Source organism: Citrobacter gillenii (assembly GCF_013337685.1).
Lineage (GTDB): Bacteria > Pseudomonadota > Gammaproteobacteria > Enterobacterales > Enterobacteriaceae > Citrobacter > Citrobacter gillenii.
In genome coordinates this window covers 200,117-222,760 of the sequence record NZ_SUQN01000002.1, presented here as the reverse complement: position 1 = coordinate 222,760, position 22,644 = coordinate 200,117, and the positions used below count along the sequence as shown (strand labels likewise).

The following is a 22,644-nucleotide window of genomic DNA, read 5'->3' as shown; positions in this document are numbered from 1 at the left end:
AAGGCCGCGAAAGCGGCCTTTGGTGTATACAACTTTTTGCAATTTTTTGCGAAGCGTCTCGATTATTGCTGCTGCTCCAGCGCGTCACCGACTTTAATTTTTGCCGCTTTACGCAGGTTACTCATCAGCGCTTCGAAGACAATCTGCGCGTTGTTCTGAGTAATCCCCTGAACCATTGCTTTCTTCTGCTCTTCTGGCATTGAACCCGCTTTCACCGCGTCGAGCGCCAGCAGAACAACGTTGCCCTGCATATCGTTCGCTACGCCGTAGCTCGGCTTGTCATTCGCCGGCAGCGCCAGACCAAACGCCGCCTGGCTCAGCGGATCCTGACCTGTACGGCTCAGGGTTTTCGCTTCACCAAAACTCAGACCTGCCGCTTTCATTGCTTCATCGCCTTTACCGGCTTTCAGCGCAGCCAGCAGTTTGTCGGCATCCAGCTTCGCTTGCTGCTCTGCTTTGTTATGCTTAACAAGCGCGGTTACCTGATCTTTCACTTCAGCCAGCGGCTTAACAGCTTCCGCTTTGTGCTCAGCAATACGCAGCACAAACGCGCGATCGCCATCCACGGTGATGATGTCAGAGTTGCTGCCCGGAGTGCCATTCTCACCAACCAGGCCACCATTGAAAATGATGTCTGAAACCGGTTTGAAATTCAGCTCTTCAGGCAGGCTGTCACGGCTAAACCAGCCTGTTTCAACGGCTTTCATACCCGCTGCCTGCTCAGCCCCCGCGAGGGATTCGTTATCGTTGCTTGCCGCATCGCTGACTTTCTGCTGCAGCGCATAGTAGGCATCCAGCGCTTTTTCCTGCTTCACTTTCGCCGCAATCTCGTCACGTGCTTCGCTCAGCGGTTTAACCTGCGCTGGCTGGACATCATCAAGACGAGCAACCAGGAAACCCACAGAAGACTTGATCACGCCTGACAGTTGGCCTTTTTCTTTCAGACCCGCATTCTTCAGCTCTTCTGGCGTGGTGGATTCTTCCAGCCATCCCATATCACCGCCGTTACGGGCAGAGATAATGTCGGCGGATTTTTCCTTCGCCAGGGCGGCAAAATCACCACCTTTGTTCAGCGCATCCAGTACCGCTTTGGCTTCATCTTCCGTTTTGGTCTGGATGATGCTGTAGCGATTACGCTGCGGTTGAGTGAACTGATCCTGATGCTGGTCATAATAAGACTGAATATCCGCATCGCTGGCTGTTTCCTGCATAGCTGCAGCATCCAGCTTGATGTAGCTCACACGGAACTGCTCCGGCATCATAAAGTGGTTTTTATTCTGCTCGTAGTAGCTGGCAACTTCCTGCTCGGAAACCGACTGTTTCGCTGCAAGTGCGTTGACGTCAATAGTCGCTTCACGCACGATACGCTGCTGTGCAACCAGCGCCGCCAGTTCGTCCGTTTCACCCTTCAGCATGAACTCTGTCCCGGCTACGCCGTTGATCAACTGCTGGGTGGTGAGCTGGTTACGCAGCGCCTGAGCATACTGGTCTGCGGTCATCCCCATCTGATTTACAATTGCGTTATAGCGGTTGTTATCAAATTTACCGTCAACCTGGAAAGCAGGCGTTGAGAGGATAGCCTGTTTAACCTGCTCATCGCTGATGCTGAGCTTCAGTTCGCGAGAGTATTGGTCCAGCAGCGCTTCGTCTACCAGACGATTCAGCACCTGCTGACGCAGCGTTTTCATGTAGCCTTCATTCGCCGCCAGCTCAGAGAACTGATCGCCCAGCTGCTGCTGCATGCGATTACGTTCACTGTTAAACGCATTCTCAAACTGCCCGCGGCTAATTTCCTGGCCATTCACTTTTGCGGCGTAGTTGTTGCTTCCGCCAATCAGGTAACCACTCACGCCGGTCAAAATGAACGACACGATAATGATACCGAAAATAATCTTGAGCACGAGACTGTTAGCAGCCGTGCGTAAGCTGTCCATCATGGTGTAACCACACTCCGCTGTAGGTGACTGTATACCTCACGCAGCATAGCGTTTTCTGAACGCTGCGTGGAAAGGTCTATTGTGACAAGAAACAGGGGCGATTGTCAGCCCACAACACGTAGAAAGTCCCGGAATCACAAATAAAAAAGGCACATCTGTTGATGCGCCCTTGTACTTAGTCACATCCCCAAAGGGGGAATCACTTAGTTTACCGCGTCTTTCAGTGCTTTACCTGCACGGAAACCCGGTACTTTAGCCGCGGCGATAGTGATCTCTTTACCAGTTTGCGGGTTGCGACCAGTACGGGCAGCACGCTCTTTAACGGCAAAAGTACCAAAACCTACCAGCGCTACGTCATCACCTTCTTTCAGGGATTCGGTAACAGAAGCAATAATTGCATCTAACGCACGTCCAGCCGCAGCTTTAGAGATATCAGCCCCTGCAGCAATTTTGTCGATCAGTTGAGATTTATTCACTCTTCTCTTCCTCTTTATAATTTATATCGCACCTGAATCCTTCAAAGTGCGAACGCGCAGCAGTTATATCAGGCCTGCCATGCCCTTACAACACCCGTTAATGATGGCAAGCCTAATCCGTCATCTAAATTAGCTATACAAAAAAAGGCTGGCAAGCCCGAAATGGCCTGCCAGCCCTGTTTTTATTGACGCTCTTTGCGCGAGGTCACTATTTTGCCGTCACAACCTGCATACCTGAAGGTTCGTTTTGCAGTGCCAGAGTCAGAACTTCCTCAATGCGCTTCACCGGATGGATGTCCAGATCGGCGAGAACGTTGTCCGGAATCTCTTCCAGGTCACGTTTGTTTTCATCAGGAATTAAGACCGTTTTGATACCACCACGGTGTGCTGCCAGCAGTTTTTCTTTCAAACCACCGATCGGCAAAACCTGACCACGCAGGGTGATCTCGCCGGTCATGGCAACATCCGCACGAACCGGGTTACCGGTCAGGCACGATACCAGTGCGGTACACATAGCAATACCTGCGCTTGGACCATCTTTCGGCGTTGCCCCTTCAGGGACGTGAACGTGAATATCACGTTTTTCGTAGAAGTCCGGGTTAATACCCAGTTTCTCCGCACGTGCGCGTACCACGGTCAGCGCTGCCTGAATGGATTCCTGCATTACTTCGCCCAGAGAACCGGTGTAGGTCAGCTTGCCTTTACCCGGCACACAGGCGGTTTCGATGGTCAGCAGATCGCCACCCACTTCAGTCCACGCCAGACCAGTGACCTGACCTACGCGGTTTTCGTTGTCCGCACGGCCGTAGTCAAAGCGCTGCACACCCAGGTAGTCGTGCAGGTTATCGCCATTGATCTCGATATGTTTCAGTGACTTATCAAGCAATAGTTGTTTCACCGCTTTGCGGCACAGTTTGGAGATTTCACGCTCCAGACTACGCACGCCCGCTTCACGGGTGTAGTAACGAATAATGCCCACAATGGCGCTATCGTCGACCGTCAGTTCACCTTTTTTCAGCGCGTTACGCTCAATCTGCTTCGGCAGCAGGTGGCGTTTAGCAATATTCAGCTTCTCGTCTTCGGTATAACCGGACAGACGGATCACTTCCATACGATCCAGCAGCGGTGCCGGAATGTTCATGGAGTTAGAGGTCGCAACAAACATCACGTCGCTGAGATCGTAGTCCACTTCCAGGTAGTGATCGCTGAACGCCACGTTCTGTTCGGGATCCAGCACTTCAAGCAGTGCAGACGCCGGATCGCCACGCATATCGGAAGACATTTTGTCGATCTCATCGAGCAGGAACAGCGGGTTTTTAACGCCCACCTTGGCCATTTTCTGGATCAGTTTGCCCGGCATTGAACCGATATAGGTCCGGCGGTGACCGCGGATTTCCGCTTCGTCACGCACGCCACCCAGCGCCATACGGATGTATTTACGCCCGGTCGCTTTAGCAATGGACTGCCCCAGAGAGGTTTTACCCACCCCCGGCGGCCCTACCAGGCACAGGATCGGCCCCTTGATTTTGTTGACTCGGCTTTGAACCGCAAGATACTCAAGGATGCGGTCTTTCACGCGCTCCAGACCATAATGATCGGTATCGAGGATCTCCTGCGCCTGACGCAGGTCTTTTTTGACCTTGCTACGCGCGTTCCACGGTACCTGCACCATCCAGTCGATGTAGCCGCGAACCACGGTCGCTTCTGCCGACATCGGAGACATCATTTTCAGCTTCTGCAGTTCTGCTTCCGCTTTCTCTTTTGCCTCTTTCGGCATTTTCGCCGCGTCGATTTTACGCTTCAGCGCTTCGTTTTCATCCGGCGCGTCGTCCATCTCGCCGAGTTCTTTCTGAATGGCTTTCATTTGCTCGTTCAGATAGTACTCACGCTGGGACTTCTCCATCTGCTTTTTCACGCGGTTGCGAATACGCTTCTCAACCTGCAGCAGATCGATTTCAGATTCCATCATTGCCATCAGATATTCCAGACGTTCGTTAACGTCTGACATCTCCAGCACGGACTGCTTATCCGCCAGTTTTAGTGGCATGTGCGCAGCGATGGTGTCCGCCAGGCGTGCAGGATCGTCAATGCTATTAAGCGACGTCAGCACTTCTGGTGGGATTTTCTTGTTCAGCTTGATATAGCCTTCGAACTGGCTGATTGCGGTACGCACCAGCACTTCCTGTTCGCGCTCATCAATGGCCGGCGAATCAAGGTACTCCGCTTTCGCAGAGAAATGCTCGCCGTTATCAGACAGCGCAGAAATACGCGCGCGCTGTAACCCCTCGACCAGCACCTTTACGGTGCCGTCAGGCAGTTTCAGCATCTGCAAAATAGAGGCCACGGTCCCGACGGTGAAAAGATCGTTTACACCCGGCTCATCCGTTGATGCTTCTTTCTGTGCGACCAGCATGATTTTTTTATCATGGTCCATGGCCGCTTCCAGACAACGGATAGATTTTTCCCGCCCTACAAATAAGGGTATGACCATGTGCGGATAAACCACCACATCGCGCAACGGCAATACGGGGATTTCAATGCGTTCAGAACGCTCAGGATTCATAGAGCTCTCTCTTAGTTTAGTGTCCGCCAGGTAATCAGGTGGCATTGCTGTGCTTCTTATTACCACCTTTAACATGTATGTCAGTATATGGGGATGTTTCCCACACATTCAACGCCATGTTTACGGAAAAATAAAAGGGGAGATAAAATCCCCCCTTTTTGATTAACCGATTGTATAAAATGGTTAATTATTCGCCAGATGCCTGCTGCGCTTCCGGCTTACCGTAAATCAGTAATGGCTTGCTCTGACCACCGATAACGGACTCGTCGATAACCACTTTTTCGACGTCTTCCATAGAAGGCAGATCGTACATGGTGTCGAGCAGTGCAGCTTCAACGATAGAACGCAGACCACGTGCACCGGTTTTACGCGCCATCGCTTTCTTGGCGATAGCATCCAGCGCTTCGTCACGGAATTCCAGATCCACGCCTTCAAGATTGAACAACGCCTGATACTGCTTGGTCAGGGCGTTTTTCGGCTCTTTCAGGATTTGGATCAGCGCATCTTCGCTCAGCTCGGTCAACGTTGCCACCACCGGCAGACGTCCGATGAACTCAGGGATCAGACCAAATTTGATCAGATCTTCCGGCTCAACCTGCGACAGCAGTTCACCTTCGCTGGCTTTATCAGACTGGGCTTTTACCGTCGCGCCAAAACCAATGCCGGAGCCGGTTTCAACACGGTTAGCAATCACCTTATCCAGACCGGCAAATGCACCGCCACAGATAAACAGGATCTTAGAGGTATCAACCTGCAAGAACTCCTGCTGCGGATGTTTACGTCCGCCCTGCGGAGGCACAGCAGCAACCGTACCTTCGATCAGTTTCAACAGCGCTTGCTGGACGCCTTCGCCGGAAACATCACGCGTGATGGACGGGTTATCTGATTTACGCGAAATCTTGTCGATCTCATCAATATAGACAATGCCGCGCTGCGCTTTCTGTACGTCGTAATCGCACTTCTGCAACAATTTCTGAATGATATTTTCAACGTCCTCACCCACATAACCTGCTTCGGTCAGGGTGGTGGCGTCGGCCATAGTGAACGGAACGTCCAGCAGGCGCGCCAGCGTTTCAGCCAGCAGCGTTTTACCGGAACCCGTCGGGCCGATCAGCAGGATGTTACTTTTGCCCAACTCGACGCCATTGCTGGTGTCGCCGTTGCGCAGACGTTTGTAATGGTTGTATACCGCGACCGCCAGCACTTTCTTCGCCTGCTCCTGACCGATAACGTAATCGTCCAGGTGGTTGCGAATTTCATGCGGCGTCGGCAGCGCACTGCGTTCACGATGCGGTGCGACTTCCTTAATCTCTTCGCGAATGATGTCATTACATAAATCAACACATTCGTCGCAGATATACACGGATGGTCCGGCAATCAGCTTGCGCACTTCATGCTGGCTTTTGCCGCAAAAAGAGCAGTACAACAATTTGCCCGAGCCATCTTTGCGTTTATCTGTCATGGGTCAAAACCTCTTCTTTGTTCTTTGTGCCGCACACGACGACGCAAATGCCATTCTCAGGCGCAAGCCGCTTGTCAGCGTTGTGCCGCCCTTCATTAGTATATACACAAAATCATTCGAGCTACATCGAGGCGGCAACTAAGCGACTCCCCAGGCGCTTACATAAGTAAGTAACTGGGGGGAGCGCTGGCAGCCAACAAAGAGGTAGCGTGAAGGATGAAGTGTATAGCGACACACTTGCGTCCTGGGCATCAATTACGATGGGTCAAAATCGAGTCGACCAGACCGTACTCTACTGCTTCAGAAGCAGAGAGGAAGCGATCGCGCTCGGTGTCACGTTCAATCTGCTCAAGCGATTGACCCGTATGATGCGCCATAAGTTCATTCATGCGCCCTTTCACTTTAAGGATTTCACGGGCATGAATTTCAATATCCGTTGCCTGGCCCTGGTAACCGCCCAGAGGCTGGTGGATCATGACGCGAGAGTTAGGCAGGCAGAAGCGTTTATCTTTTGCCCCTGCAGTCAACAGGAACGCGCCCATTGAGCACGCCTGGCCCATACAAATGGTGCTAACGTCCGGCTTAATAAACTGCATGGTGTCATAGATAGACATCCCTGCGGTAATTACCCCACCCGGGGAGTTGATGTACAGGTAGATATCTTTTTCTGGGTTTTCCGCTTCCAGGAACAGCATCTGCGCCACGATCAGGTTAGCCATATGGTCTTCGACCTGGCCGGTCAGAAAAATGACGCGTTCCTTAAGTAGACGAGAATAGATATCAAAAGAGCGCTCGCCACGTGAGGTCTGTTCAATGACCATCGGCACCAGCGCCATATGGGGTGCAAAGTTATCTCGTTCGCCGCTGTATGACATTTCCGTCTCCTGGATAAAATTTGAAAAAACCTGCTGTGCTGATTGTAACCTTATGGACGGATTATCAGCTAGTCCCTCAGTAATGGGTACGACATCGCCATAATTCAAGCATAACAATCTTTTGTTGTAACGCTAACACTGAAACGCTGTTTTCGCACCCTTCCCATGCAAAATGCGTGACAAAAAAAAACCCGCCACCGGAAGGTGACGGGCTTATGTGCGAATTTCGTGCTAAAAACGCGACGAATTACGCCTGCTGGTTCATCAGTTCGTTGAAGGTAGTGGCTTTTTCCGTCACTTTTGCCTTCGCCAGAACCGCTTCAACAGCCTGCTCTTCCAGAGCGACGTTACGCATGTTTTCCATCAGCTCTTTGTTCTTGCTGTAGAATTCAACCACTTCTTTCGGATCTTCGTAAGCAGAAGCCATCTCTTCGATCAGGCCTTTTACGCGTTCTTCGTCAGCTTTCAGCTCGTTGGTACGAATAACTTCGCCCAGCAGCAGGCCAACAACAACGCGACGCTTAGCCTGTTCTTCGAACAGTTCACGCGGCAGTTCCAGAGCTTGTTTCTCGTTGCCACCGAAACGCTGTGCAGCCTGACGACGCAGAACGTCGATTTCGTTGTCAATCATGGCAACAGGAACGTCGATGTCATTCGCTTTTACCAGACCTTCGATCGCCTGAGACTTAACGCGGTTACGCACGGCGCCTTTCAGCTCGCGTTCCATGTTTTTACGCACTTCAGCACGCAGACCGGCAACAGAACCATCTTCCACGCCGAAACGCTTGATGAATTCTTCAGTCAGTTCTGGCAGTTCACGTTCTTCAACTTTCTTCAGGTTGATAACGAATTTAGCCGCTTTACCTTTCAGGTTTTCAGCGTGGTAGTCTTCCGGGAAGGTCACTTCGATAGTGAACTCTTCGCCAGCTTTGTGACCTTTAACGCCTTCTTCGAAGCCTGGGATCATACGACCCTGACCCATTGCCAGTACGAAGTCAGACGCTTTGCCGCCTTCGAACTCTTCGCCGTCTACAGAACCGGTGAAATCGATGGTGACACGGTCTTCTGCATCAGCAGCGCCGTCTTTGTCTTTCCAGGTCGCCTGCTGCTTACGCAGGGTGTCCAGCATGACGTCAACGTCAGCGTCGGTGACTTCAACAACCGGTTTTTCAACTTCGATTGCGTCCAGACCCTTCAGCTCAACTTCCGGGTAAACTTCAAACTCTACCGCGTAAGTAAAATCTTCACCCAGTTTGTATTCGCCCGGAACGTAGTTCGGAGAGCCAGCCGGATTAATTTTTTCTTTGATGATTGCATCAACGAAGTGACGGCTCATCAGGTCGCCCAGAACGTCCTGGCGAACAGAAGCGCCATAACGCTGAGCAACAACATTCATCGGTACTTTTCCCTTGCGAAAGCCGTCAATACGCACTTTCTTCGCTACGTTGACCAGCTCGCTTTTCACAGCGTTTTCGATGCTGTCAGCAGCGATAGTAATCGTTACACGGCGGCCAAGGCCTTGAGTGGTTTCAACTGAAACTTGCATCTTGTTACCTCAAAAAATCACAGTGCTCGGTCAACTCTTCTCCGCAAGCACAGGTTGTTGGCTTCGCGGAACCGGGATGTTCTCAAAATCAATCACATTCCCTGTCGTCAGAATCATCCCGAAGACATTCCGAAAAATAAGACGCGCATTATAGCGGCATCACTTTTATGAGTCGAGAACGGTTATCGCGCGTTGCTGCGGCTTTTTTCACAATTCCCGGCTAATTTTTGTCTGAATACTGTACGACTGACTCAGAATTCAGACAAAATAAAACGGCCCGTAGGCCGTTTTCACATAATCTGTAGCAACATACTGGAAAAGCGCCGGTTGTTGCAAATCCGTTTTTCTACGCGATGCTTCCCGCTCCACGACAGGGAGGCGATGCAAAAATCGTGTCCTGCAACGCTTCCCACTCCTTGGTGGTGTAGGTATGCAGGGCTAACGCATGTACGGTTGTGGAGAGTTCCGCCGTTAACGTACTGTAAATCATCCGATGACGATTAAGAAAACGTTCACCTGTAAAGCGATCGCTGACCAGCACAACCTTAAAGTGGCTTTCAGAACCTGCCGGAACATTGTGACGATAGCTTTCATCCACAACTTCGAGGAACACGGGTTGGAACGCTGCCCTTAATTTTTCTTCTATTTGCTCACGAATCATCATGAAATTTTTCCTCCGACAACGCTGAGATGTCACCCATCCCTTTAAATACTAGCCGCTTTTACCGTTTCCATTACACCTTAGCAACAAAAAATTAGCGTTTATCTGATTTTCTCAGCCAAACGAATGAAGTTCACTGATTCAACTGTCCGGTTTATTGCAAAAAGTCCATTTATGGTCTCATCAAAGTAGATAAACGGACAACGCAATGAATTTACATGCGTTACCCACTTCCCCTCGTCTCTGGCAATGTTATGATGGCGGGAATTTTCTCTAACCATAAAATGTAGATCCACTGAGAACCCCTGGCATGTTTAAAAAAATCCTCTTTCCGTTAGTCGCGCTGTTTATGTTAGCTGGATGCGCAACGCCACCGACCACCATTGACGTTTCGCCAAAAATTACCCTGCCGCAGCAGGACCCTAGCCTGATGGGTGTGACCCTCAGCATTAATGGGGCCGATCAGCGTCAGGATCAGGCTCTGGCCAAAGTCACCCGCGACAATCAACTGGTAACGCTGACTGCATCCCGCGATCTGCGTTTCCTGCTGCAAGAAGTGCTGGAAAAACAGATGACCGCACGCGGTTATATGATTGGTCCAAACGGTGCTGTTAACCTGCAAATCATCGTGAGCCAGCTGTACGCCGACGTGTCTCAGGGTAGCGTGCGTTACAACATCGCCACCAAGGCAGACATCGCCATTATTGCTACCGCAGCCAACGGCAACAAGATGACCAAAAACTACCGCGCAAGCTATTCTGTTGAAGGCGCGCTGCAGGCCTCTAACAAAAATATTGCTGATGCCGTTAACAGCGTCCTGACCGATACCATCGCTGATATGTCTCAGGACACCAGCGTTCACGATTTCATCAAGCAGAACGCACGTTAATTTCTGCCCTTATGGCCCGGCGCACGTCGGGCCTAAAGACGCCATGTCCAGTCACTACTTACGTATTTTTCAGCAACCTAAGTCAGCAATTCTGCTGATGCTGGGTTTTGCTTCCGGTTTACCGCTCGCGCTGACCTCCGGTACGCTTCAGGCGTGGATGACGGTCGAGAACATCGATCTTAAAACTATCGGCTTCTTTTCTCTGGTCGGTCAGGCCTACGTCTTTAAGTTCCTCTGGTCCCCTGTGATGGACCGCTACACACCGCCGTTTTTGGGTCGACGTCGAGGCTGGCTGCTGACCACACAGATTTTGCTGCTGGTTTCTATTGCTGCAATGGGTTTTCTGGAGCCAGGCACGCAGTTGCGATGGATGGCAGCACTTGCGGTAGTAATCGCCTTTTGCTCAGCGTCGCAGGATATCGTCTTTGATGCCTGGAAAACGGATGTTTTACCCGCCGAAGAACGCGGCACCGGCGCTGCCATCAGCGTGCTCGGCTACCGCTTAGGGATGCTGGTTTCCGGTGGCCTGGCGCTGTGGATGGCCGATCGCTGGCTTGGCTGGCAAGGCATGTACTGGCTGATGGCGGCTCTGCTGGTACCGTGTATTATCGCCACCCTGTTAGCCCCCGAACCCACAGATGCGATTCCGGTCCCTAAAACGCTGGAACAAGCAGTTGCCGCGCCGCTGCGCGATTTCTTTGGCCGTAACAACGCCTGGTTAATCCTGCTGCTGATTGTGCTGTATAAGCTTGGCGATGCCTTCGCCATGAGCCTGACCACCACCTTTTTAATCCGCGGCGTCGGATTTGACGCCGGTGAAGTTGGGGTGGTCAATAAAACGCTGGGGCTGCTGGCGACAATTGTTGGCGCACTGTACGGCGGGATCCTGATGCAACGCCTGTCGCTATTTCGCGCATTGCTGATTTTCGGCATTTTGCAGGGCGCATCGAACGCGGGTTACTGGTTGCTCTCCATTACCGACAAACATATGTTTAGCATGGGTGCGGCAGTATTCTTCGAAAACCTGTGCGGTGGGATGGGGACAGCAGCATTTGTCGCTCTGCTGATGACGCTGTGCAATAAATCCTTCTCCGCAACGCAGTTTGCCCTGCTCTCCGCGCTTTCCGCTGTGGGGCGCGTTTATGTCGGCCCGGTCGCGGGCTGGTTTGTCGAAGCACACGGTTGGCCCACGTTTTATCTGTTCTCCGTCTTTGCCGCGATCCCAGGCCTTATTCTGTTGCTGGTCTGTCGCCAGACGCTGGAACATAGCTGGAAAAACGAAAGTTTTATCCCGCGCACGGAGTTTCGTAGCGCGTACAACCTGGCATTGATGACGCTGGTGGCGGGCTGTTGTTTGCTGGTGGCCTGGCTGTTACTGCTGACAATGAACGCCCTGGACTACACTAACTTCTCCTTCCTGCCGGAACTGCTTGAAGTTGCGGTCGTGGTCGCAGTCTGCGGTGTGGTATTCGGTGGATTGCTGGATTATCTGGCGCTGCGCAAAACGCGTCTGGCGTGATGTTGCATATTTATGCTCTAAATAATTCGAGTTACGGGACAAAAGGCGTGAGCGTTTTGAACAGCGCTTGCGCTGGCCCCGTAGGGGAGAGTCCGAAAGGCCGAATCACGCGGCGACGCAGCAAATCCCCAGGAGCTTACATAAGTAAGTGACTGGGGTGAGCGAGGACAAATTCGTCGGGAACGAATTTGAACGCTGTTCACAGCGCCCATAAGGGTGAGGCCCAGGATGGGCCGAGTTATTGCCAACACACCCGTAGCTTGAAGTATGACGAGCATATTTGGCCGTTGTAATAACTCTGCGTAATTATAACGGCTAAATAAACAACACTTAATAAAAATATTATTTGTTGTTTTGTGCGCCATAGATTTTGGAAATTATTGACGCCTTTTATAAATTCTATTTTCCTTACTCGATTCAGCCAACGCCATTCTATTTTTTGTTCTCTAATTGTCCTTTTAATGATAATCAATTGTTAATTAATTGTTTTATTTTAGCATTGGTTATACCAATTGCCCTTCGCACTGCCCCCGCATGCCCGCTTTCGTTATAACGTGATGTTGCAACAGGTTCTTAAAGTCAACGCGGTATATATTGCAACATATGTGACATGCACGGCAGAACCCGGTAACACAGATCCAATGATGTTTACAGTAATGTAACCTTCCCGTAAAATGCCCTCACACTTTAAACGCCACCCGGTCCCGTGGAATTGAGGTCGTTAAATGAGACTCAGGAAATACAATAAAAGTTTGGGATGGTTGTCATTAATTGCAGGCACTGCATTACTCAGTGGCTGTAATTCTGCGCTGCTTGACCCTAAAGGACAGATTGGTCTGGAACAACGTTCATTGATACTGACGGCATTTGGCCTGATGTTGATCGTCGTTATTCCTGCCATCTTGATGGCTGTTGGTTTTGCCTGGAAGTACCGTGCAAGCAATAAAGATGCGAAGTACAGCCCGAACTGGTCACACTCCAATAAAGTGGAAGCTGTGGTCTGGACGGTGCCTATCTTAATCATCATTTTCCTTGCCGTACTGACCTGGAAAACCACGCACGCGCTTGAGCCAAGCAAACCGCTGGCGCATGACGAGAAGCCCATTACCATCGAAGTGGTTTCCATGGACTGGAAATGGTTCTTCATCTATCCGGAACAGGGTATCGCTACCGTGAATGAAATCGCCTTCCCGGCGAACACTCCGGTTGAATTCAAAGTGACATCCAACTCCGTGATGAACTCCTTCTTTATCCCGCGTCTGGGTAGCCAGATTTATGCCATGGCCGGTATGCAGACTCGACTGCATCTGATCGCCAACGAAGCCGGTACTTATGATGGTATCTCCGCAAGCTACAGCGGACCAGGCTTCTCCGGTATGAAGTTCAAGGCTATCGCAACAAAGGACCGCGCCGAATTCGACCAATGGGTTGCTAAAGCTAAACAGTCCACGAACACCATGAGTGACATGGCAGCGTTCGAGAAAGTGGCTGTACCAAGCGAATACAACCAGGTGGAATATTTCTCCAACGTGAAACCGGATTTGTTTAAAGACGTTATTAACAAATTTATGGCTCACGGTAAGAGCATGGACATGGCCAAACCAGAAGGTGAGCACAGCGCACACGAAGGAATGGAAGGCATGGACATGAGCCACGCGGAATCCGCTCACTAAGGGGCCGAGGAAGAATACGATGTTCGGAAAATTGACACTGGATGCAGTCCCGTTCCATGAACCAATCGTCATGGTTACGATCGCTGCCATTATCATCGGTGGGGCGGCCTTACTGGGCCTCATTACTTACTTCGGTAAGTGGACCTACCTGTGGAAAGAGTGGCTGACTTCGGTTGACCACAAACGTCTTGGCATCATGTATGTCATCGTCGCCATCGTCATGTTGATTCGTGGCTTTGCTGACGCCATCATGATGCGTAGTCAGCAGGCGCTGGCGTCTGCAGGTGAAGCGGGCTTCCTGCCACCTCACCACTACGACCAGATCTTCACGGCTCACGGCGTGATCATGATCTTCTTCGTCGCCATGCCATTTGTTATCGGTCTGATGAACCTGGTGGTTCCGCTGCAGATCGGCGCACGTGACGTTGCCTTCCCCTTCCTGAACAACCTGAGCTTCTGGTTCACCGTTGTCGGCGTTATCCTGGTTAACCTGTCTCTGGGCGTAGGTGAATTCGCACAGACCGGCTGGCTGGCCTATCCGCCGCTCTCGGGAATAGAGTACAGTCCAAGCGTCGGGGTTGATTATTGGATATGGGCGGTGCAGTTGTCCGGTATCGGTACAACCTTAACCGGTATCAACTTCTTTGTGACCATCATCAAGATGCGTGCACCGGGTATGACGATGTTCAAGATGCCGGTATTTACCTGGGCATCTCTGTGCGCCAACATCCTGATTATCGCCTCCTTCCCAATCTTGACGGTTACCGTCGCGTTGCTAACCCTGGATCGCTATCTGGGCACCCATTTCTTTACCAACGATATGGGCGGCAACATGATGATGTACATCAACCTGATTTGGGCCTGGGGCCATCCGGAAGTGTACATTCTGATTCTGCCGGTCTTCGGGGTGTTCTCCGAAATCGCAGCGACCTTCTCGCGTAAACGCCTGTTTGGCTACACCTCGCTGGTGTGGGCAACCGTGTGTATCACCGTTCTGTCGTTCGTTGTTTGGCTGCACCACTTCTTCACCATGGGTGCAGGCGCTAACGTTAACGCCTTCTTCGGTATTACCACCATGATTATCGCCATCCCTACCGGGGTGAAGATCTTCAACTGGCTGTTCACCATGTATCAGGGCCGTATCGTATTCCACTCAGCGATGCTGTGGACGATCGGCTTCATCGTGACCTTCTCAGTCGGCGGTATGACCGGCGTACTGCTGGCGGTTCCGGGTGCGGACTTCGTACTGCACAACAGCCTGTTCCTGATTGCGCACTTCCACAACGTTATCATCGGCGGCGTGGTATTTGGTTGCTTCGCCGGTATGACCTACTGGTGGCCAAAAGCGTTTGGCTACACGCTGAACGAAACCTGGGGCAAACGCGCATTCTGGTTGTGGATCATCGGCTTCTTCGTGGCATTTATGCCGCTGTATGTGCTGGGCTTTATGGGTATGACCCGTCGTCTCAGCCAGCAGATTGACCCGCAGTTCCATCCGATGCTAGTCGTTGCCGCCTGTGGTGCCGCGCTGATTGCACTGGGTATCCTGTGCCAGCTGATTCAGATCTACGTGTCTATTCGCGACCGCGAGCAGAACCGTGACCTGACCGGTGACCCGTGGGGTGGTCGTACGCTGGAGTGGGCAACCTCTTCCCCGCCTCCGTTCTACAACTTTGCCGTTGTGCCACACGTTCACGAGCGTGATGCCTTCTGGGAAATGAAAGAAAAAGGCGAAGCGTATAAGCAACCTACGCACTATGAAGAGATTCATATGCCGAAGAACAGCGGCGCCGGTATCGTCATTACCGCCTTCGCAACACTGTTTGGTTTCGCCATGATCTGGCATATCTGGTGGCTGGCAATTGCAAGCTTCGCAGGCATGATTATCAGCTGGATCGTGAAAAGCTTTGATGAAGACGTGGATTACTACGTGCCGGTCCCGGAAGTCGAAAAACTGGAAAATCAGCATTTCGATGAGATTACTAAGGCAGGGCTGAAAAATGGCAACTGATACTTTAGCGCACGCGAATGCCCACGCGCACGAACACGGGCACCACGATGCAGGTCAGAACAAAATCTTCGGATTTTGGGTCTACCTGATGAGCGACTGCATTCTGTTCTCTATTCTGTTTGCAACCTATGCCGTTCTGGTGAACGGCACCGCAGGTGGCCCAACAGGTAAGGACATTTTTGAGCTGCCGTTCGTACTGGTAGAGACCTTCCTGCTGTTATTCAGCTCCATTACTTACGGCATGGCGGCGATCGCCATGTACAAGAACAACAAGAGCCAGGTGATTTCCTGGCTGGCGTTGACCTTCTTGTTCGGTGCCGGATTCATCGGGATGGAAATCTATGAATTCCACCACCTGATTGTTAACGATATGGGCCCGGATCGTAGCGGTTTCCTGTCGGCGTTCTTCGCGCTGGTTGGTACGCACGGTCTGCACGTCACTTCCGGTCTTATCTGGATGGCGGTGCTGATGGTGCAAGTTGCCCGTCGCGGCCTGACCAGCACTAACCGTACCCGCATCATGTGCCTGAGCCTGTTCTGGCACTTCCTGGATGTGGTGTGGATCTGCGTGTTCACTGTTGTTTATCTGATGGGGGCGATGTAATGAGTCATTCAAACGTGAGCGGCGGCGCATCCCATGGCAGCGTAAAAACCTACATGACAGGTTTTATCCTGTCTATCATCCTGACGGTCATTCCGTTCTGGATGGTGATGACAGGTTCTGCCTCTCCTGCCGTTATTCTGGGGACTATCCTCATTATGGCAGTGGTACAGATACTGGTTCACCTGGTGTGCTTCCTGCACATGAATAGCAAATCTGATGAAGGTTGGAACATGACGGCCTTTGTCTTTACTGTGCTAATCATCGCCATTCTGGTTGTGGGCTCCATCTGGATTATGTGGAACCTGAACTACAACATGATGATGCACTAAGAGCGGCGATTATGATGTTTAAGCAATACCTGCAAGTAACGAAACCAGGCATCATCTTTGGCAACCTGATCTCGGTGATTGGTGGATTCCTGCTAGCCTCTAAAGGTAGCATTGATTATCCCCTGTTTATCTACACGTTGGTTGGGGTGTCACTGGTTGTGGCGTCGGGTTGTGTATTTAACAACTACATCGACAGGGATATCGACAGGAAGATGGAGAGGACCAAAAACCGTGTGCTGGTTAAAGGTCTGATTTCTCCTGCGGTCTCGCTGGTATACGCCACCTTGCTGGGTATTGCTGGCTTTATGCTGCTGTGGTTTGGCGCGAACCCTCTGGCCTGCTGGCTGGGGGTGATGGGCTTCGTGGTCTATGTTGGCGTGTACAGCCTGTACATGAAACGCCACTCGGTCTACGGTACGCTGATTGGCTCACTCTCCGGCGCTGCGCCGCCGGTGATTGGCTACTGCGCCGTGACGGGGAGCTTTGACAGCGGTGCGCTGATTCTGCTGGCGATTTTCAGCCTGTGGCAGATGCCGCACTCTTACGCCATCGCGATTTTCCGCTTTAAGGATTATCAGGCTGCCAACATTCCGGTACTGCCGGTGGTGAAAGGCATTTCGGTGGCGAAGAACCATATCACGCTGTATATCATCGCCTTTGCTATCGCCACGCTGATGCTGTCTCTGGGCGGTTACGCCGGCTACAAATATCTGGTTGTGGCGGCTGCGGTCAGCGTCTGGTGGTTAGGCATGGCGCTGCGTGGGTACAAAGTGGAAGATGACAGAGTCTGGGCGCGCAAGCTGTTCGGTTTCTCCATCATTGCCATCACCGCACTGAGCGTCATGATGTCCGTCGATTTTATGGTGCCAAACTCGCAGAACCTGCTGACTTACGTCTGGTAAGTTAATCGTCACATCTTCTATGCCGGATGGCGGCTAACGCCTTATCCGGCCTACAAAAAGCACATTGCTTGTAGGCCGGATAAACGTAACCCCATCAGGCATCTTCCAGTTTATTATTCGTCCAGATTTCAAACAGCCATTTCCCCGCTTCAGCCGACTCAGCAAACATCCTTACAGTTAACGGTAAACGTGTTGCTTCCACTTCTTCCCGTTTAGCTTTGAACCATCTCGTGAATAGTGGCAGATTGTGCCATGGATAATAAGGTTTCCAGTTCACACATGATAAATCGACTTTGAACTCTTTCTCATATCTATCCAGAGCACTGTGGAGATCATCACCGGGGGCGTCAAACAATTCTGAGTCGAGTTCTAAAGGAACCTCCTTCCAGTTTTCATCCAAAAACCCAGGTATTTCTTCCCTGAAAAGCTTTAACACATCGTCTTGAATACTCATTAGAATGATGTCCACTGAATGCGATCTTTAGGTCGAGCAATTAAATTGTATTTTAGCTGCGTCTTTCTTGATACTTGCACAAGTGCATTTACTAGACCAATCCACCCAAGCCAAGGTATATACCGAGCAATCACAGCAGCAAGTTTGTTAGTGCTTTGTATCCTGAAACCCACTGGGGTGGGGACTTTAATACCAAATGGAACCCGCGCATCTCTCAGAAGCATTCTCCCATATTTGGAAACAACACTTGTTCCTTCAATAGCCCCAGAAGGTTTCTGTCTTGTCTTCAACCAAGGTTGACCAGCCAGAATAGCGGCTCCCGATTCAATACCAATTCCTAACTCATCACAAAACTGTTCCAGAAAGATGAGATCGAACAATTCCCCAGCTGATAGATTGCTGTGACCGTGATACCAATAGGTACCCTTAGCTTCTTCCGTAGTGTCCATTCAATCACCTATTATGCCGTCTGCCGGTCATTCCATGCATCGGTATAGATAATGTTCCCGTCGCAATGCTTCCAGGTGATTTTTTCGTAGCGTAATTCGATGGTTTCAAGATGGTTATTGTTCATGTCCTCTGGACCAGCCATTGTGGGAGAAACGGAGACAATCCGCACGCCTTCGAGCAGCATATTGAAATACTCCACCTCCTGACCCGCATCATTAATCTTGTACCAACGAATCTCAGCAGACTTAAGATTTTGGCCTGTTGCAACCGCTTTGTATAAATACGGACTAGAGTAGTCGAACTCTTTGGCAATCATCATCGGCGAATGCTGGCGTGTGCCTGTTGGCTTACCCGTTGCATTATCGGTAGGGATAGAGAGATTATGATGAAACCCCTTAAATTCAATACTGTTTTCTCGTCCCTTCACGTCGCACCCGCCTTTGATCAGCGCGCCGCCATCGTCATACATCCACATATTGCCCGGAATCGCCATTTTCCCTGTTCCTTATTCCGTAAAAAAAGACCACAAAAAATGTACACTTGAAATTATTGCATGTAAATTAGTTGCCATCGTAACAACAGTTTTTACACCTCTTCACGGCTCCACATATTGTAGTGGTTTACCCCATCCTCTCCCCGCTTTACACTAGGCGCGAAATTAAAACAGAGGTGGGAATGAACGATTATAAAATGACGCCCGGTGAGTTGCGCGCCACCTGGGGTTTAGGGACCGTATTCTCGTTGCGCATGCTTGGCATGTTTATGGTCCTGCCGGTTCTGACCACCTATGGCATGGCGCTGCAGGGCGCCAGCGAAGCGCTGATCGGGCTTGCCATCGGCATTTATGGTCTGGCACAAGCGGTCTTCCAGATCCCCTTCGGCTTGCTTTCCGACCGCATCGGTCGTAAACCGCTTATCGTCGGTGGGCTGGCGATATTCGTTTTCGGTAGCGTGATTGCCGCGCTCTCGGACTCTATCTGGGGAATTATACTCGGACGTGCACTGCAGGGTTCCGGGGCGATTGCCGCCGCGGTGATGGCGCTGCTGTCTGACTTAACCCGCGAACAAAACCGCACAAAAGCGATGGCGTTTATTGGCGTCAGCTTTGGTATCACCTTCGCCATTGCCATGGTGCTTGGGCCGATCGTTACCCACGCGCTGGGATTACATGCGCTGTTCTGGATGATTGCCGCACTGGCAACCACCGGTATCGTACTGACCATTTGGGTGGTTCCCAATAGCACCACCCACGTGCTGAACCGCGAATCGGGCATGGTCAAAGGCAGCTTCAGTAAAGTCCTGGCGGAGCCTAAACTGCTGAAGCTCAATTTTGGCATCATGTGCCTGCATATTTTACTGATGTCCACTTTCGTCGCCCTGCCAGGCCAGCTGGCAAAAGCGGGCTTTCCCGCCGCCGAACACTGGAAGATTTATCTGGTGACGATGCTGCTGTCCTTTGTTTCCGTGGTGCCGTTCATCATCTATGCCGAAGTAAAACGCCGGATGAAGCGGGTATTTCTATCGTGTGTGGTGCTGATCCTGGCTGCTGAGATTGTCCTGTGGAGCGCTAACATTCGTTTCTGGGGGCTGATTGCAGGTGTTCAGCTCTTCTTCCTCGCCTTTAACCTGATGGAAGCACTTCTCCCCTCGCTCATCAGCAAAGAATCACCGGCGGGGTATAAAGGAACGGCGATGGGCGTTTACTCCACCAGCCAGTTCCTCGGCGTCGCCATCGGGGGTTCGCTGGGTGGTTGGGTGGTCGAAATGTTTGATGGTCAGGCGGTATTTTTGGCAGGCGCATTACTGGCTGCAATCTGGTTACTGGTGGCCAGCACGATGAAAGAGCCGCCGTATGTCAGCAGCCTGCGCGTGGAAATCCCCCCTGAGATCGCCGCAGATGACACACTAAAACAGCGACTGCAGGCAAAAGAAGGCGTGAGTGAGGTGTTAATTGTGGCAAAAGAGCATTCTGCCTATGTGAAAATCGACAGCAAAGTGACCAATCGATTTGAAATTGAGCAGGCGATAAGCCAGGCGTGAGGATTGCCGGATGGCGACTATCGCCTTATCCGGCCTACAAATAGCGTGTGCGATCGGTAGGCCTGATAAGCGTAGCGCCATCAGGCAGAACGGCTTAGTCGCGGAAGTTCTTGAACTGGAACGGCTGGCCGAGATCGCCGCCACGCACCAACGCCATGACGGATTGCAGATCGTCACGCGCTTTGCCGGTCACACGAATTTCTTCGCCCTGAATCTGCGCCTGCACCTTCAGTTTGCTGTCTTTAATCAGCTTGACGATTTTCTTCTGTACCGCGCTTTCAATGCCCTGCTTCAGCTTCGCTTCCACAAACCAAGTTTTTCCGCTGTGCGTAAAGGTTTCCGGTACGTCCAGTGACGTCCCTTCAATCCCGCGCTTCAGCAGCTTGGCGCGCAAAATATCCAGCAACTGATTAACCTGGAAATCAGACTCGCTCAGCACCTTAATGGTCTTATTGGCTTCATTCAGCTCAAAAGTGGCTTCAACGCCACGAAAATCGAAGCGTGACTCCACTTCGCGGCTCGCGTTATCGACCGCGTTACGCGCTTCCTGAAGATCAACTTCAGAGACAATATCGAAAGATGGCATCTTTTCCTCTCCCTTCGTTTTTGATGCGAAGCATAATACCTGCAAAGTTACTCAACAGACAGCGCTATACTAGGCTGTATCCCCTAATTGTACGTGCCAATGGTAGCGGCGAACAATAATGGGATGCAGACGATATGGATTAGCACCTGGTGCTGTTGCAGGTGAGGAGGATGAATGAGAATTACCGTACTGGGATGCGGAGCCTTAGGGCAGCTTTGGCTTACCGCGCTATGCAAACATGGACATGGGATTCAAGGGTGGCTACGCGTGCCACAACCTTATTGCAGCGTGAATTTGATTGACACGGATGGGTCAGTTTTTAATGAATCCCTGACGGCAAACGATCCCGACTTTTTGGCAAAAAGCGATCTGTTACTGGTGACGCTGAAAGCCTGGCAGGTTTCTGATGCGGTAAAAAGCCTGGCAACTATTCTGCCTAAGACCACCCCAATTCTGTTGATTCACAACGGAATGGGCACCATTGATGAGCTGCAAAGCATTACGCAACCACTGTTGATAGGCACCACCACGCAGGCCGCTCGCCGTGATGGCAACATCATAATCCATGTGGCGAAAGGAACAACGCGCATCGGCCCGGCGCGTGAACAGGATGGCGATTTCAGTTATCTGGCTGAGATCCTGCAAGAGGTGCTGCCTGACGTTGCCTGGCACGACAACATCCGCGCGGAACTGTGGCGCAAGCTGGCAGTGAATTGCGTCATTAACCCACTCACCGCGCTGTGGAACTGCCAAAACGGCGAGTTACGCCAGCATCCTGAAAAAATAGCGCAGATATGCGAGGAAGTGGCGGCGGTTATCGAACGCGAAGGCCACCATACATCCGTGGATGATTTACGCTATTATGTTGAGCAAGTAATTGACAGTACGGCAGAAAATATCTCATCCATGCTGCAGGACATTCGTGCTCTGCGCCATACGGAGATTGACTACATTACCGGTTATTTGTTGAAACGCGCGCGTGCGCACGGCATCGCCGTCCCGGAAAATGCCCACCTGTTTGAAATGGTAAAGCGAAAGGAAAGTGAATATGAGCGCTCAAGCACTGGTATGTCTCGCCCCTGGTAGTGAAGAGACCGAAGCGGTCACCACTATCGATCTGCTGGTTCGAGGCGGGATCCAGGTAACAACCGCCAGCGTAGCCAGCGATGGCGACCTGACGATTGTCTGCTCGCGCGGTGTCAAGTTGCTGGCGGATGCACCGCTGGTTGAAGTCGCCGACGGCGATTACGACATTATCGTGCTGCCCGGCGGTATTAAAGGCGCAGAATGTTTTCGCGACAGCCCGCTGCTGATTGAAACCGTTAAACAGTTTCATCGCTCCGGGCGTATTGTGGCAGCTATATGTGCCGCAGCCGCCACCGTGCTGGTTCCGCATGACATTTTCCCCATCGGCAATATGACCGGCTTCCCGGCGCTGAAAGACAAAATCCCCGCTGAACAATGGCAGGACAAACGCGTCGTCTGGGATCCGCGCGTCAACCTGCTGACCAGCCAGGGGCCAGGAACATCAATTGATTTTGGCTTAAAAATCATTGATCTGCTGGTCAGTCGCGAAAAGGCTCATGAAGTGGCGTCACAACTGGTGATGCCCGCAGGCATTTATAACTACTACGAGTAACACTTAGGCCACTCCCTCTAAAAGGAAC

General features: G+C 51.4%; 21 protein-coding genes. 10 read left to right on the top strand and 11 right to left on the bottom strand.

Annotation, left to right across the window (positions count from 1 at the left end):
• Positions 1 to 62: 62 nt before the first annotated feature.
• The 7 genes from ppiD to bolA all read right to left on the bottom strand — a co-directional run bounded on the left by ppiD (position 63) and on the right by bolA (position 9,523).
• Positions 63 to 1,937, bottom strand: coding sequence for a peptidylprolyl isomerase (ppiD, locus tag FCH32_RS04810; RefSeq protein WP_174360584.1), 1,875 nt, complete (start codon positions 1,935 to 1,937; stop codon positions 63 to 65).
• Between the two features lie 203 nt (positions 1,938 to 2,140).
• The gene (gene hupB, locus FCH32_RS04805) at positions 2,141 to 2,431 is read right to left on the bottom strand and encodes a nucleoid-associated protein HU-beta (RefSeq protein ID WP_219352570.1); all 291 of its coding nucleotides are present in this window, start codon (positions 2,429 to 2,431) and stop codon (positions 2,141 to 2,143) included.
• A gap of 190 nt (positions 2,432 to 2,621) precedes the next feature.
• Complete coding sequence (gene lon, locus FCH32_RS04800) at positions 2,622 to 4,976, bottom strand: endopeptidase La (protein ID WP_096758062.1); 2,355 nt, start codon at positions 4,974 to 4,976, stop codon at positions 2,622 to 2,624.
• A gap of 187 nt (positions 4,977 to 5,163) precedes the next feature.
• Positions 5,164 to 6,438, bottom strand: coding sequence for an ATP-dependent protease ATP-binding subunit ClpX (gene clpX / locus FCH32_RS04795; protein ID WP_096758063.1), 1,275 nt, complete (start codon positions 6,436 to 6,438; stop codon positions 5,164 to 5,166).
• A 251-nt stretch (positions 6,439 to 6,689) separates the two neighbouring features.
• On the bottom strand, positions 6,690 to 7,313 hold the full coding sequence (gene clpP, locus FCH32_RS04790) for an ATP-dependent Clp endopeptidase proteolytic subunit ClpP (RefSeq protein WP_096758064.1): 624 nt from the start codon (positions 7,311 to 7,313) through the stop codon (positions 6,690 to 6,692).
• A gap of 247 nt (positions 7,314 to 7,560) precedes the next feature.
• Positions 7,561 to 8,859 (bottom strand): trigger factor, encoded by a 1,299-nt coding sequence (gene tig, locus FCH32_RS04785; RefSeq protein WP_096758065.1) that lies wholly within the window; start codon positions 8,857 to 8,859, stop codon positions 7,561 to 7,563.
• Positions 8,860 to 9,205: 346 nt separating this feature from the next.
• A complete protein-coding gene (gene bolA, locus FCH32_RS04780; protein WP_096758066.1) occupies positions 9,206 to 9,523 on the bottom strand; it encodes a transcriptional regulator BolA in 318 nt (105 codons plus the stop codon).
• Between the two features lie 307 nt (positions 9,524 to 9,830).
• Here bolA and FCH32_RS04775 point away from each other — a divergent pair, with 307 nt between their 5' ends.
• The 7 genes from FCH32_RS04775 to cyoE all read left to right on the top strand — a co-directional run bounded on the left by FCH32_RS04775 (position 9,831) and on the right by cyoE (position 17,447).
• Positions 9,831 to 10,409, top strand: coding sequence for a lipoprotein (locus tag FCH32_RS04775; protein ID WP_096758067.1), 579 nt, complete (start codon positions 9,831 to 9,833; stop codon positions 10,407 to 10,409).
• 43 nt (positions 10,410 to 10,452) lie between these two features.
• The gene (ampG, locus tag FCH32_RS04770; RefSeq protein ID WP_135912463.1) at positions 10,453 to 11,928 is read left to right on the top strand and encodes a muropeptide MFS transporter AmpG; all 1,476 of its coding nucleotides are present in this window, start codon (positions 10,453 to 10,455) and stop codon (positions 11,926 to 11,928) included.
• A 725-nt stretch (positions 11,929 to 12,653) separates the two neighbouring features.
• Entirely contained in the window at positions 12,654 to 13,601 is a 948-nt protein-coding gene (gene cyoA / locus FCH32_RS04765) for a cytochrome o ubiquinol oxidase subunit II (RefSeq protein WP_115259235.1), read from the top strand.
• A 19-nt stretch (positions 13,602 to 13,620) separates the two neighbouring features.
• A complete protein-coding gene (gene cyoB, locus FCH32_RS04760) occupies positions 13,621 to 15,612 on the top strand; it encodes a cytochrome o ubiquinol oxidase subunit I (RefSeq protein WP_096758070.1) in 1,992 nt (663 codons plus the stop codon).
• Positions 15,602 to 16,216, top strand: coding sequence for a cytochrome o ubiquinol oxidase subunit III (locus FCH32_RS04755; RefSeq protein ID WP_096758071.1), 615 nt, complete (start codon positions 15,602 to 15,604; stop codon positions 16,214 to 16,216). Before cyoB ends, FCH32_RS04755 begins: the two co-directional genes overlap by 11 nt.
• Positions 16,216 to 16,545, top strand: coding sequence for a cytochrome o ubiquinol oxidase subunit IV (locus tag FCH32_RS04750; protein WP_096758072.1), 330 nt, complete (start codon positions 16,216 to 16,218; stop codon positions 16,543 to 16,545). Before FCH32_RS04755 ends, FCH32_RS04750 begins: the two co-directional genes overlap by 1 nt.
• Positions 16,546 to 16,556: 11 nt before the next feature.
• On the top strand, positions 16,557 to 17,447 hold the full coding sequence (gene cyoE, locus FCH32_RS04745; RefSeq protein WP_096758073.1) for a heme o synthase: 891 nt from the start codon (positions 16,557 to 16,559) through the stop codon (positions 17,445 to 17,447).
• A 94-nt stretch (positions 17,448 to 17,541) separates the two neighbouring features.
• Here the strand turns inward: cyoE and FCH32_RS04740 are convergent, their stop codons facing one another.
• From FCH32_RS04740 to FCH32_RS04730, 3 genes are read right to left on the bottom strand one after another with little or no spacing between them, the layout of a single operon-like run.
• Complete coding sequence (locus tag FCH32_RS04740; protein ID WP_174360583.1) at positions 17,542 to 17,901, bottom strand: DUF1493 family protein; 360 nt, start codon at positions 17,899 to 17,901, stop codon at positions 17,542 to 17,544.
• Entirely contained in the window at positions 17,901 to 18,350 is a 450-nt protein-coding gene (locus FCH32_RS04735; protein WP_174360582.1) for an STM2901 family protein, read from the bottom strand. Before FCH32_RS04735 ends, FCH32_RS04740 begins: the two co-directional genes overlap by 1 nt.
• Positions 18,351 to 18,361: 11 nt before the next feature.
• Positions 18,362 to 18,844 (bottom strand): Hcp family type VI secretion system effector, encoded by a 483-nt coding sequence (locus tag FCH32_RS04730; RefSeq protein ID WP_174360581.1) that lies wholly within the window; start codon positions 18,842 to 18,844, stop codon positions 18,362 to 18,364.
• Between the two features lie 182 nt (positions 18,845 to 19,026).
• Between FCH32_RS04730 and FCH32_RS04725 the strand changes: the two genes are divergently transcribed.
• The gene (locus FCH32_RS04725) at positions 19,027 to 20,391 is read left to right on the top strand and encodes an MFS transporter (RefSeq protein ID WP_174360580.1); all 1,365 of its coding nucleotides are present in this window, start codon (positions 19,027 to 19,029) and stop codon (positions 20,389 to 20,391) included.
• A gap of 94 nt (positions 20,392 to 20,485) precedes the next feature.
• On the opposite strand, the gene FCH32_RS04720 is transcribed toward FCH32_RS04725, so the two are convergent.
• Positions 20,486 to 20,977 carry a YajQ family cyclic di-GMP-binding protein gene (locus FCH32_RS04720; protein WP_096758076.1) on the bottom strand — a complete coding sequence of 164 codons (492 nt, stop codon included), beginning with the start codon at positions 20,975 to 20,977 and terminating at the stop codon, positions 20,486 to 20,488.
• Between the two features lie 174 nt (positions 20,978 to 21,151).
• Between FCH32_RS04720 and panE the strand changes: the two genes are divergently transcribed.
• On the top strand, positions 21,152 to 22,063 hold the full coding sequence (gene panE, locus FCH32_RS04715; RefSeq protein ID WP_174360579.1) for a 2-dehydropantoate 2-reductase: 912 nt from the start codon (positions 21,152 to 21,154) through the stop codon (positions 22,061 to 22,063).
• Complete coding sequence (yajL, locus tag FCH32_RS04710; RefSeq protein WP_096758078.1) at positions 22,026 to 22,616, top strand: protein deglycase YajL; 591 nt, start codon at positions 22,026 to 22,028, stop codon at positions 22,614 to 22,616. The genes panE and yajL overlap by 38 nt, the downstream gene beginning before the upstream one ends.
• The last annotated feature ends 28 nt before the right edge of the window (positions 22,617 to 22,644 follow it).